This window comes from Streptomyces sp. NPDC006368 (genome assembly GCF_040612535.1).
Classification (GTDB): Bacteria; Actinomycetota; Actinomycetes; order Streptomycetales; family Streptomycetaceae; genus Streptomyces.
In genome coordinates this window covers 162,296-174,223 of the sequence record NZ_JBEXQK010000004.1, presented here as the reverse complement: position 1 = coordinate 174,223, position 11,928 = coordinate 162,296, and the positions used below count along the sequence as shown (strand labels likewise).

The following is an 11,928-nucleotide window of genomic DNA, read 5'->3' as shown; positions in this document are numbered from 1 at the left end:
CCCTCCGGGGTGCCACCGGCCATGACTCCCGGGCCGGGCCGGCTACGTGAGCTTGTAGGTGCAGCCCTTCGGGTTCTTCCCACCGTCGTTGTCCGCGACCTGCTTGCCGTCGACCTTGATGGTGCACGGGGCCTGCTTCAGCATCCCGTCGGCGCCCTTGACCGAACCGGGGACCACCGACAGCAGGTAGCCCACCTTCTGCTCCGCGGCGGTGAGTTCGACGGTCTCCGTCTTCGACCACGGCAGCGTCTGCTGCTCGAAGCCGCTCCCGGCGGCGTGCCACATGATCTGCGTGCTGCCGGTGCCCCGGACCTCCAGCGTCACCTCGTGGGTCGCCTCACCCGCCGCGGGAGTGGGCGGCGCGCTGCGGGTGGTCTCCGGCGCCTTGCCGCTGTCGCCGCCCGTCTTGCCCTTCGCGTTCCCGTTGTCGCTTCCGCAACCTGTCAGCAGTGCCGCCGTGACGGCGAGAGCCACTGCGGTAACCGTCCTGCGCATGGTCCCCGTTCCTCGTACTCGCATGACCGTGTTCCCTTGTGTGCAAGGGATCTGTAGCGGTGGACATCCAACCACGTTTGCCGGGGGCGCCCGAAGGCGGTTCAGCCGGACGCGGGCCCGGCAGCGGCCCCCGCGTCACGGAGGTGACGAGCCGTCACATCCCGGACGGGGGAGGTCTTCGAGCAGGTGGTTCAGCGCGCCCCCGACCAGGCGGCACACCTCGTCCGGGTCCGCCTCCACCAGGGGCCGTTTCCCCACGACCACGCGCGTCAGACCGATCCCCAGAAGCCATGACAGGGCGAGGTCGGCGCGCAGGTCCCTGTCATCGGCGGTACTGAGCGTGGCCAGAGCGCGGGCGTAGTCGTCGCCCAGCGCGCTCACCGCCGCCGACACCTCGTTGCTTCCGCCGACCGACCGCAGCAGGGTCTCCAGGGACCGGTCGGCCCCGGAGCGCTCACCGGCGCTCGCGGCGGGCTGCATCAGGGACCGCAACACCGCTTCGACCAGTTCCCGCGCCGGAGTGCTCCGCAGCTGCTCGTGCCCGCTCTGCGCGATCACCTCCCCGAACAGGGCCTGCTTCGAGCCGAAATGGCGGAAGAGAAGCGCCTGGTTGACCCCGGCGCGGGCGGCGATGTCCCGCACGGTCGCCCGTTCGTAACCCCGCTCGGCGAACAGGGCCGACGCGGCCGAGAGCAGCCGCTCCCGCGTCGACCCACCACCCCCCGGCGCAGCCTCTCCACCCGGCTTTCCCACCACCATTTCCCGCCACCCCTCGCTCGCCGCCCGCCGCACCTCAAAGGCGCCCCCCGTACGCGCCGTTGACTGCGTCACCCGGCCAACTCTAGGTTCGTAAGCGGCTGCTTACACCATGGAGGTCGCGGGATGACGAGCACGGACGAGCAGGAGATCCTCACCTATCCGTTCAACGAACCCGAGGGGATCGGGCTGGCCGACGCGTACGCGCAGGCGCTCGAACGACCTGGACTGTTACGCGTACGGATGGCCTACGGCGAGCCCGCGTGGCTGGCCACCCGCTACGCCGACGCCCGCCTCGTCCTCGGCGACCGGCGCTTCAGCCGGGCGGAGGGGCAGCGACACGACGAGCCACGGCAGTCCGAGGCCCAGCAGGACAGTGGCATCCTCGGCATGGACCCGCCCGAGCACACCCGGCTGCGCACCCTGGTGGCGAGGGCCTTCACCGTGCACCGCGTGGAGAAGCTGCGCCCGCAAGTGCGGGAACTGGCGCACGGCTTCCTCGACGAGATGGAGGCCGCCGGCCCCCCTGCCGACCTCGTCGAGCACTACGCCCTGCCCATCCCGGTCGCCGTGATCTGCCGAATGCTCGGCGTACCCGAGGAGGACCGGCCGAAATTCCGGGTGTGGAGCGACGCGGCGCTGTCGACCAGCTCCCTGACCGCCGAGGAATTCCACCGCAACCGCGAGGAACTGCGCGCCTACATGGCCGAGCTGATCCGGGATCACCGCGACCATCCCCGCCCGGATCTGATGTCGGCGCTGATCGAGGCGCGCGACACCGGTGACCGGCTGAGCGAGCTCGAACTGGTCGACCTGTGCGTCGGCATCCTGATCGCCGGCCACGAGACCACGGCCAGCCAGATCCCCAACTTCGTCCACGCCCTCCTGGACCACCCCGATCAGCTCGCGCTCCTGCGGGAACGGCCGGACCTCATCGCGGGCGCGGTCGAGGAACTCCTGCGGTTCGTCCCGCTCGGCAGCGGCGCCGCGTTCCCCCGTTACGCCACCGAGGACATCGAGGTGGGCGGCACCCTCGTACGGGCGGGGGAGCCGGTGCTCGTCGCGGTCGGCGCCGCGAACCGGGACGCGCTGAAGTTCGACGCGCCGGGCCGGCTCGACGTCACCCGCGCCGGGGTGCAGCACCTCGGCTTCGGTCACGGCGTCCATCACTGCCTCGGTGCGCCGCTGGCCCGCCTCGAACTCCAGGAGGCACTCCGGGCGCTGATCACCCGCTTCCCCCGTCTCCACCTGGCGGGCGACGTCGTGTGGAAGAACCAGATGCTGGTCCGAGGCCCCCGCGAGATGCCGGTGGGATGGTGACCGCCATGTCCTGGACCACCCGGATCGATCAGGAGCTGTGCATGGGCTCGGGCATCTGCGCGGCCCTCGCCCCCGACCTGTTCCGGCTGGACGGGGACCGCGCCGAGCCGGTACGCCAGGAGATCCCGGCCGATGAACGCGCCGTGGACGCCGCCGACTCCTGCCCGGCGCTGGCCATCGTCGTCCGCGACGGCCACCGCACCATCGGCCCCCGCCCCTGACGCCCCGCCCCTGCCCCCGCCCCTCACCCCTGGGGTCTCGCCCCGTCCCGCCCGGCCTCGCGCCGGACGCCGCGGCCCGCCCCTGCGGCCGGGCCGCGCCCCGGGGTCGGTCACACCATCGTGCAGGCGGCGCCGTTGAGGGTGAAGGCGGCGGGGGCGGCGGCGTTTCCGGTGTGGGTCGCCTGGAAGCCGATGGTGATGCCGCTGCCCGGGCCGATGGTGGCGTTGTACGGCGCGTTCGCGGCGGTGACCGAGCCGGTACGGGGACTGAAGGCGGCGTTCCAGCCGGTGGTGATGGTCTGGCCGGCGGGGAGCGTGAAGCCGAGGGACCAGCCGTCGATGGAGGCCGTGCCGGTGTTGGTGACGGTGACGGAGGCGGTCAGGCCCGAGTTCCAGCTGTGGGTCGTGACGGCGACGCGGCAACCACCCGTGCCCGGACCGGGACCGGGACCGGGGCCGCCGCCGCTGCGGAGGGCCGCGGTCAGCGCCGGGTACCAGCGGCTTTCCAGCTTCCGGATGCCGGTGGTCTCATTGGGGTGCACGCCGTCGGTGGTGTCCGCGGCCGTGTCGAAGCCCGTCCACTGATCGACCACGGTGATCGGTGACCGGTCGGTACGGTGCGCGGAGGCCCAGGCGGGGATGGCGTTGTTGAGACCCACCACGCCGTCGGCGCAGTCGGCGCAGCCGCTCGGACTCATCGGCGGGATCTGTGCGATGAGAAGCTGCACGTCCGGATTGTCGGCACGCATCTGGTTCAGCAGCGTGGTGTAGGAGTTCAGGATGGCGGACGTGGGCAGGTGGCTCCACACGTCGTTGGTGCCGAGCATCATCATCACGATGTCCGGCCGGGCGGCGGACAGCCAGCCGGGGAGGTGGTTGTCGGCGGCGATGCCGGTGGCCAGATAGCCGCCGTGCCCCTCGTTGTCGGCGTCGAAGGATCCCTGGCAGTAGGGGTTGTGCCGGGTCCCCACGAAGTCGACGCCGGTGTGCCCCGTGCTCTGGAGGTGCTGCCACAGCAGCGCCCGCCAGCAGCCGTTGTTCCCGGTGATGGAGTCCCCCAGCAGCATGACGCGGGTGGGGGCGGCGGCCCCGGCGGGCTGCGCCGCGCCGGCCGTGCCGACCGCTGCCACCTGGGTGGCCAGCAGGGTCACCAGCAGCGCCAGGAGCGCAAGGAGCCGATGTCGTCGCGAGGTGGTCATGGACGCTCCTCGGAAAGCAGGGACGGGGGGCCGGGAACGGAGCCGGCGGCAGGGGTGCGGTACGACCGGGCGCGCTCGGTGGGAGCGCTCCCAGGAACTATCGGGGCGGCAGGGGTGAGCGTCAATCCCTGCGGGCCCGATCCGGCCATGGGAGGGAGCCCGACACACCGTGCCACGCGGCAGGGCGACCGGGGTGTTCCCCGGTGGCCGCCGAGTCGCGGCAGACGTCCGTGCCCGGCAGGTCTTCGGGCTCCTCCGGGCCCTCCGTACCCGGCGGAGCCGGGCTCCGGCTCGCGGGGGCCTCTCGGTGGGCGACGGATGTCCACGTGCGGGAGTGGTCCCGGGATCGAGCGGTCCGGCCCGGGGGCCCACCACCGGCTGCGATGGAGGAAGACGGCTTCTCCCGGGGTGACGCCGACGTGGCTCGCCGCAGGTGAGCACCTGATCGCCGTGACTGCCCCTGAGATGTTCCGCCGGCAGGCTCGCCGTCCATGGGATGGGCGCCACGAACAGCGGCAGGGCGAGGCCGAGTGCGAGCAGCGCCCGGTCCGCGCGTTCCGCGCGGCGCCACATGGTGCCGGGTGAGCCGGATCCGGCCGACGATCAGGAAGCCGATGACATGGGCACACCGTCACCTACCGGGTCAAGCGTGTCGGGGAACTCCTGTCGCCCGCCACCACCGCGCCCAGCACACGCCACTGATGCTCACGCCGGGGGCTCGACACACTCCGTGGTGGGGGAGTCCATGGACTTGCCGACGCCGTTGACCGTGAGCCGTACGGTGCCGCCGTAGTTCTGCTCGCCGGGGTCGGGGAACCCGGCTCCGTACAGGCATTCCGCGATGGGCCCGGTCGTGCCGAAGCAACCGCGGCGTTCGCCGACCGCGAGGTTGTATGCCGAACAGGACGCGTCGGGCCCGAAGCTGGATGTGACGGTGCCCGAAATGGTGACGGCGGAGGAGGAGTTGTTCACGACCACGAGCACGACCTGCGCGTCGTCGTAGGCGTTCCTCACCAGACAGGCCTGGTACCCCACACCCGCCTTGGCGGGGTGGGCCGCGGTGGGGGCACACTTCCAGCTGAGGTTGGTGGACACCGTCTGCCAGTACGGCGCGGCCTCGGCCGGCGCCGCCGTGAGAAGCGTGCTGCCCATGAGGGCGGCCGCGGCGGTGAGGAATCTGCCGGTCTTACGCATGGTCCCACTCCCTTGATCACATGACCTCTTGGCGGATGACAGTAGGTGATCTTGCGGCGCGGGATGTAGCGATCACGGTGGCCGTTTTGGGCCAACGCGCCCCGGCATGACCGACGGTGGGTGGTGCCGGCTCCCGGCAGCTTCCCGGACGCCGACAGTTCAGGGTTTGATGGATTCAGGAATTTGTGTACTGTCGTGGTGTGCTGACTCTCGCTCGTGACATCGAGGTGCTGGCGCGGTTCGGCCGCGCGCTCGCCGATCCGATCAGGTGCCGTCTGCTGCTGGCCTTGCGCGAAGGCCCGGCCTATCCCTCCGACCTCGCCGCCGCCCTGGAGGTCTCCCGGACCCGGTTGTCGAACCATCTGGCCTGCCTGCGCGACTGCGGCCTGGTGGTCACCGCGCCGGTGGGCCGTCGCGTCCGTTACGAACTGGCGGACGAACGGCTGGGGCGCGCGCTGGACGACCTGCGCGACGCGGTCGTGGCCGTCGAGGCGGACCGTTCGTGCCCGGACGCGGACGCCCGGGGCTGCTGCTGATGACCGCGATATCCCTCGGGCCGACCCCGGCCCGCCGTGACGCCCTCGCCCGCCGGATACGGCTCCTGGTCGCGGCGACCATCACCTACAACGCCATCGAGGCGATCGTCGCCGTCACCGCCGGGGTGATCGCCTCTTCGACGGCGCTGGTCGGGTTCGGCCTGGACTCCGTCATCGAGGTGTCATCCGCCGCGGCGCTCGCCTGGCAGTTCTCCGCCCGCGACCACGCCGTACGCGAGGCCCGGGAGAAGACGGCGCTGCGCGTCATCGCCGTCTCCTTCTTCGCGCTCGCCGCCTACGTGACCCTCGACGCCGCCCGCGCGTTGACGGGAGCCGCGGACGTGGAGCGATCGGTCCCCGGCATCGTCATCGCCGCGCTGTCGCTGGCGGTGATGCCCTTCCTGTCCGCCGCTCAGCGCCGCGCCGGCCGGGAGCTCGGCTCCGCCTCGGCGGTCGCGGACTCCCGGCAGACCCTGCTGTGCACCTACCTCTCCGCCGTCCTCCTGGTCGGCCTGGTCCTCAACGCCGCTCTCGGCTGGTCCTGGGCCGATCCCCTCGCCGCCCTGGTCATCGCCGCCCTCGCGGTGAAGGAGGGCCGGGACGCCTGGCGGGGCAGGGGCTGCTGCGCGCCACCCGCCGCCGCGGCGACGACACCGGCCGCCGGAGCCGACTCGTGTGGCTGCCGCCCCGGGTGCGACTGCGGCACATGACCGACGCCGACGCCGACGCCGACGCCGACGCCGACGCCGACGCCGACGCCGTGGCCGTCGCCCTCCCTCCAGCTCAGCGCGGCGCCGCGCCTGCCCGCCTTCCGCGCCGGGCGGGATCCGCGCGTCCAACGCCTCATCCCGACCGTTGGCCCGGACCCGGTCGTCCGACACGCACTGTTCCCATCACCGGCATTTCCGCCGCCGTGGTACACGCCCTCGCCCTCGCTGTCGCGCCGTAGCTCCCGATCTGAACCGTTTCCGTGGGAGCGCCGGAAGAGCCTGTTATCTTTACGCGACGTCGCGGGGATCACTCTCGGTCAGGTTGCTGGGGGTGATTGTGTGGTGGATTCGTCGCGCCGCTTACACAGATGTCGGAAGGGCGCTCGCGGTTGCGGGGGGCCCAGCCGCTAGTCATGGCTGGACGGGGATGACCGAGCAGAGCACGAACAGAAGAGCCGCGCGGAACCTGCGGGACGCGGCGATACCCCTGACCAGGGGCAGACCCCGGGGTAAGCGGGCGAAGCCCCGCCAGTCGCGCCTGAGGCGACCGGACTATCCGCGTTCGGGCCGCAGTGGCTGGCGCCGGTGGATACCCTCCTGGCGGCAGCTGCTGGCGTCGTTCGGCACGGCCGTGTCGGCGCTCGTCATCCTGGTCGGCATCGCCTACGCGCGCACGGAGATACCCGAGGACCTCAACGCCTTCGCCACCCAGCAGGACAACGTCTACTACTGGTCGGACGGTTCGCCGATGGCCCGTACGGGCTGGGTGAGCCGGCAGGAGATGCCTCTGGAGAAGATCCCCGAGCACGTCCGCTGGGCCGTGCTCGCCGCCGAGAACGCCGGCTTCTACTCCGACCCCGGCGTTTCGGTGGGCGGCGTCACCCGCGCCCTGTGGCGAACGGTCGGCGACGGTGACACGCAGGGCGGCTCCACCATCACCCAGCAGTACGTGAAGAACGTCTACCTCACACAGGAACAGTCGTTCTCCCGCAAGTTCACCGAGATGCTGCTGGCCATCAAGCTGGACCGCCACCTCAGCAAGGACCAGATCCTGGAGGAGTACCTCAACACCAGCTGGTTCGGCCGGGGCACCTACGGCCTTCAGCGGGCCTCCCAGGCGTACTACGGCAAAGAGGTCACCCAGCTCAACGCCAGTGAGGGCGCCTTCCTCGCCGCGATGCTGAAGGGCGCCTCGCTCTACGACCCGGCCCTCCGGCCGGGCAACCGCGAGCGCGCCGTCCAGCGCTGGTCGTGGACGCTGGACCGAATGGTCGAGATCGGCAAGCTCACACCGGAGGAGCGCGCCCGGTACACGACGTTCCCCGAACCGAAGGCACTGGCCAAGCCGCACAGCGCCGGAGGACAGGACGGTTACCTCGTCGAGCTCGCCGAGACGTACGCCAAGCGCGCGGGGCACATCACCGAGGAGCAGTTCGCCCTCGGGGGCTACCAGATCTACACGACCTTCGACAAGCGCCGTATGGCCGCCCTCACCAAGGCGGTCGGGGAGGCCCGGGCCGGCCTCGATCCGAAGGACCGCGAGGCCGACCGGTACGCCCGCTTCGGCGCCGCGTCGGTCGCCCCCGACGGCCGTATCCTGGCCGTCCACGGCGGACCGGACTACAAGAAGCAGGCCTTCAACGAGTCCAACGCCTCCACCGTCCCGGCCGGAACGGCCTTCACCCCCTTCGTCTACGCCGCCGCCCTGGAACACGGCGTCCAGCGCACGCGCAACGGCCCCCGGATCCCCGTCACCCCCTCGACCGTCTACGACGGGAACGACGGTGTCGTTCTCCGGACGCCCGAAGGGCCCTACTGGGACCGGGGCGGCAGAAAGGCCAAGGCCCACAACCTCGACGGCCGCTCCCATGGCCGTATCTCCCTGCGCCAGGCCATGGCGGACTCCGCCGACGCGCCCTTCCTGCAGCTCGGCATGGACGTGGGCCTGGACCGGGTGCGCCGCACGGCCCAGTCGGCCGGGCTGCTCGCCTCCAGCTTCGGGCCGCCCGTGCCGGACTTCTCCTTCGGCAACTCCACCCCGAGCGCCATCCGCGTGGCCGCCGCCTACAGCACCTTCGCCGCCAAGGGCACCCACACGGAGCCGTACTCCGTCCGGCGCGTCACCCGCAACGGCGCCCCGGTGCCCCTGACCGCACCGCGCTCGCAACGGGCCATGAGCGCCACCGTCGCCGCCCAGGTCACCGAGGCGCTCGGCTCCGGAGGTCCCGGCGACCCCGGCGGCCGTGACGAGCACGCCGGCAAGACCGGGGGGACCCTCGACGACACGGCCCGGTGGTACGTCGGATACACCCGCGGCGAGTCGACGGCCGTCGTCGTCTACCGGATGGACCTCACCAAGAGCCTCGCGCCACTGCCGCTCGAAGGACTCGGCGGCGACTCCCCGGACGGCGCCCACCGGCCTGCCGAGATCTTCGACCAGTACACGGAAGCGGTATCGCGGACCACGAACCGAACCGAGACCCAAGGGGGGATGTCAGGATGATGTGGAACAAACCGGCCGTGCGGCGCGCTTGGGCCCGGATGAGCACGCGCTCCGTGGGCCTCGGCGTCGCGGCGGTACTCGTCGTGACCGGCTCGGTCACGCTGCTGCCCCTGGCGACGGGCGGCGACGCGCAGGACGACGCGGCGCCTTCGACCACGCCCACGACGGCCCCCGCGCCGCGCTCCACGGCCGGGCAGAAGGGCCTCGGCGCCGCCAAGGGCGCCGACGAGGAGAAGTGGGACGGCAAGGTCCGGATCCTGGGCGACGGGTCCACCTCGTACACCGGCCCCCAACCCGGCCAGTTGAAGCCCGAACGTCTCAAGCCGGGCGAGAAGCCCCCGCAGTTCGTCGTCTTCTCCTGGGACGGCGCCCTGGAGGGCGACGACCGGCTGTTCTCCCGCTTCCGGAGGGTGGCCGAGGAGAGCGGCGCCCATATGACGTTCTTCCTCACGGGCATCTACCTGCTGCCCAAGGAGCAGAAGAACCTGTACCAGCCCCCCCAGCACGGCGTGGGGGAGGCGGCGATCTCCTACCCCACCCGCGAGCACATCCGCATGACGCTGGAGCAGCTCGGCAAGGCGTGGAAGGAGGGGCACGAGATCGGATCGCACTTCAACGGCCACTTCTGCGGAGCCAAGGGGGGCGCCGACTGGAGCCAGGAGGAGTGGACCAGCGAGATCGACCAGTTCTACTCCTTCGTGCAGAACTGGAAGACGAACACCGGGTTCCACGACCTCGACCCGCTGCCGTTCGACCCCACCCGTGAGGTCGTCGGCGGGCGCGCGCCCTGTCTGGAGGGCCAGAAGACGCTCATACCGGCGTCCAAGGCCTTCGGGTGGCGCTACGACGCGAGCTCCTCGGGCGACTTCCAGCTCTGGCCGTCGAAGAAGGGCGGGGTCTGGGACCTGCCCCTGCAGATGCTTCCCTTCCCCGGCAAGGACTTCCAGGTCCTGTCCATGGACTTCAACTACCTGTACAACCAGTCGCAGGGCCTCACCCAGGGCGATCCGGCGCGGTACGCCGAATGGCGCAAGCAGACCCGGGACTCGTACCTCGCGGGCTACGAACGCGTGTTCCACGGCAGCCGGGCGCCGATGTTCATCGGCAACCACTTCGAGGACTGGAACGGCGGCATCTACATGGACGCCGTGGAGGACGTGATGCGCGACATCTGCCGGCGCGAGGAGACCCGCTGCGTCTCGTTCAGCGAACTCACCGACTGGCTCGACGCCCAGGACCCCGAGGTGCTGGCCCAGTGGCGCGCGCTCGACCCCGCGCAGCCCGCCGGCTGGGCGTCGCCCGGCACCTGACACGGCCGCGCCCGGTCGTGCCGGCGGCCGGTGCAGCCCGCTCGGGTGGCCCGTTTGAATGATCAAAGTGGCGGGGGGTTAGCATATGAGCGCCGCCTAGCTCGAAAGATAAACCTGTGACTGTCAACGAAGACTCGTTCACCAACTGGAAGAACCGCGAGGAGATCGCGGAGTCGATGATCCCGATAATCGGGAAGCTGCACCGGGAGCGGGACGTCACGGTCCTGCTCCACAGCCGCTCCTTGGTGAACAAGTCGGTGGTCAGCATCCTCAAGACCCACCGATTCGCCCGGCAGATCGCCGGTGAGGAACTCACGGTCACCGAGACGCTGCCGTTCCTGCAGGCCCTCACCGCGCTCGACCTCGGCCCTTCCCAGATCGACATCGGCATGCTCGCCGCGACGTACAGGAGCGACGACCGCGGTCTGTCGGTGGAGGAGTTCACCGCCGAGGCCGTCTCCGGCGCCACGGGTGCCAACAAGATCGAGCGCCGTGAGCCGCGCGACGTCGTCCTCTACGGCTTCGGCCGCATCGGCCGCCTCGTCGCCCGCCTGCTGATCGAGAAGACCGGCTCCGGCAACGGCCTGCGGCTGCGGGCCATCGTGGTCCGCCGGGGCGGCGAGCAGGACATCGTCAAGCGGGCCTCGCTGCTGCGCCGTGACTCCATCCACGGCCAGTTCCAGGGCACGATCACCGTCGACGAGGCGAACAGCACGATCGTCGCCAACGGCAACGAGATCAAGGTGATCTACGCCGGTGACCCGTCGGAGGTCGACTACACGGCGTACGGCATCAAGGACGCCATCCTCATCGACAACACCGGCAAGTGGCGCGACCGCGAGGGCCTGTCGAACCACCTGCGCCCCGGCATCGCCAAGGTCGTCCTGACCGCGCCGGGCAAGGGCGACGTCCCCAACATCGTGCACGGCGTCAACCACGACACGATCAAGCCGGACGAGCGGATCCTGTCCTGCGCGTCCTGCACCACCAACGCGATCGTGCCGCCGCTGAAGGCGATGGCGGACGAGTACGGCGTCCTGCGGGGCCACGTGGAGACCGTCCACTCGTTCACCAATGACCAGAACCTGCTGGACAACTACCACAAGGCCGACCGTCGCGGCCGCTCGGCGCCGCTCAACATGGTCATCACCGAGACCGGTGCGGCCTCCGCCGTCGCCAAGGCGCTGCCCGACCTGAAGGCGCCGATCACCGGCAGCTCGATCCGTGTGCCGGTGCCGGACGTCTCGATCGCGATCCTCAGCCTGCGGCTCGGCCGTGAGACCACGCGTGACGAGGTCCTCGACTACCTCCGCAACGTGTCGCTGACCTCGCCGCTCAAGCGCCAGATCGACTTCATCAGCGCCCCCGACGCAGTCTCCAGCGACTTCATCGGCTCGCGCCACGCCTCGATCGTCGACGCCGGCGCCACCAAGGTCGACGGCGACAACGCGATCCTCTACCTGTGGTACGACAACGAGTTCGGTTACTCCTGCCAGGTCATCCGCGTCGTCCAGCACGTCTCCGGGGTGGAGTACCCGACCTACCCGGCCCCGGCGGTCTGATCCCGGCGGACGGCCCGATCCGTCCCACCGTCGCCCCGGCAGTCCGGGGCGACGGTGCCGGGCCGGACCACCGCCCCGTCCGGTGTGGTGGCGTCACGGAGGCCCCCTGGGGCCGGGCAGTG

General features: G+C 71.0%; 11 protein-coding genes. 7 read left to right on the top strand and 4 right to left on the bottom strand.

The window, feature by feature from the left end; translation table 11 throughout:
• Positions 1-42 precede the first annotated feature (42 nt).
• Positions 43-495, bottom strand: coding sequence for a hypothetical protein (locus tag ABZZ38_RS05875; RefSeq protein ID WP_356736151.1), 453 nt, complete (start codon positions 493-495; stop codon positions 43-45).
• A 135-nt stretch (positions 496-630) separates the two neighbouring features.
• The gene (locus ABZZ38_RS05870) at positions 631-1,254 is read right to left on the bottom strand and encodes a TetR family transcriptional regulator (RefSeq protein ID WP_356736258.1); all 624 of its coding nucleotides are present in this window, start codon (positions 1,252-1,254) and stop codon (positions 631-633) included.
• Between the two features lie 123 nt (positions 1,255-1,377).
• On the opposite strand from ABZZ38_RS05870, the gene ABZZ38_RS05865 reads away from it, so the two are divergent.
• The gene (locus ABZZ38_RS05865; RefSeq protein WP_356736149.1) at positions 1,378-2,571 is read left to right on the top strand and encodes a cytochrome P450; all 1,194 of its coding nucleotides are present in this window, start codon (positions 1,378-1,380) and stop codon (positions 2,569-2,571) included.
• 5 nt (positions 2,572-2,576) lie between these two features.
• The gene (locus ABZZ38_RS05860; RefSeq protein WP_356736147.1) at positions 2,577-2,792 is read left to right on the top strand and encodes a ferredoxin; all 216 of its coding nucleotides are present in this window, start codon (positions 2,577-2,579) and stop codon (positions 2,790-2,792) included.
• Between the two features lie 110 nt (positions 2,793-2,902).
• On the opposite strand, the gene ABZZ38_RS05855 is transcribed toward ABZZ38_RS05860, so the two are convergent.
• Both ABZZ38_RS05855 and ABZZ38_RS05850 read right to left on the bottom strand, forming a co-directional pair.
• Complete coding sequence (locus ABZZ38_RS05855; protein ID WP_356736145.1) at positions 2,903-3,991, bottom strand: cellulose binding domain-containing protein; 1,089 nt, start codon at positions 3,989-3,991, stop codon at positions 2,903-2,905.
• Between the two features lie 705 nt (positions 3,992-4,696).
• Positions 4,697-5,185, bottom strand: a complete 489-nt coding sequence (locus ABZZ38_RS05850; RefSeq protein WP_356736143.1) for a hypothetical protein — start codon at positions 5,183-5,185, stop codon at positions 4,697-4,699.
• 200 nt (positions 5,186-5,385) lie between these two features.
• Between ABZZ38_RS05850 and ABZZ38_RS05845 the strand changes: the two genes are divergently transcribed.
• From ABZZ38_RS05845 to ABZZ38_RS05825, 5 genes are all read left to right on the top strand, one after another.
• Entirely contained in the window at positions 5,386-5,721 is a 336-nt protein-coding gene (locus ABZZ38_RS05845) for a metalloregulator ArsR/SmtB family transcription factor (RefSeq protein ID WP_356736141.1), read from the top strand.
• Positions 5,721-6,431: a cation transporter gene (locus ABZZ38_RS05840; protein WP_356736256.1), complete on the top strand. Its 711-nt coding sequence runs from the start codon at positions 5,721-5,723 to the stop codon at positions 6,429-6,431. Before ABZZ38_RS05845 ends, ABZZ38_RS05840 begins: the two co-directional genes overlap by 1 nt.
• Positions 6,432-6,858: 427 nt before the next feature.
• On the top strand, positions 6,859-8,934 hold the full coding sequence (locus tag ABZZ38_RS05835) for a transglycosylase domain-containing protein (protein WP_356736139.1): 2,076 nt from the start codon (positions 6,859-6,861) through the stop codon (positions 8,932-8,934).
• Positions 8,935-8,972: 38 nt separating this feature from the next.
• On the top strand, positions 8,973-10,244 hold the full coding sequence (locus ABZZ38_RS05830; protein WP_356736137.1) for a hypothetical protein: 1,272 nt from the start codon (positions 8,973-8,975) through the stop codon (positions 10,242-10,244).
• Between the two features lie 116 nt (positions 10,245-10,360).
• Positions 10,361-11,806, top strand: a complete 1,446-nt coding sequence (locus ABZZ38_RS05825; RefSeq protein ID WP_356736135.1) for a glyceraldehyde-3-phosphate dehydrogenase — start codon at positions 10,361-10,363, stop codon at positions 11,804-11,806.
• Positions 11,807-11,928 lie beyond the last annotated feature (122 nt).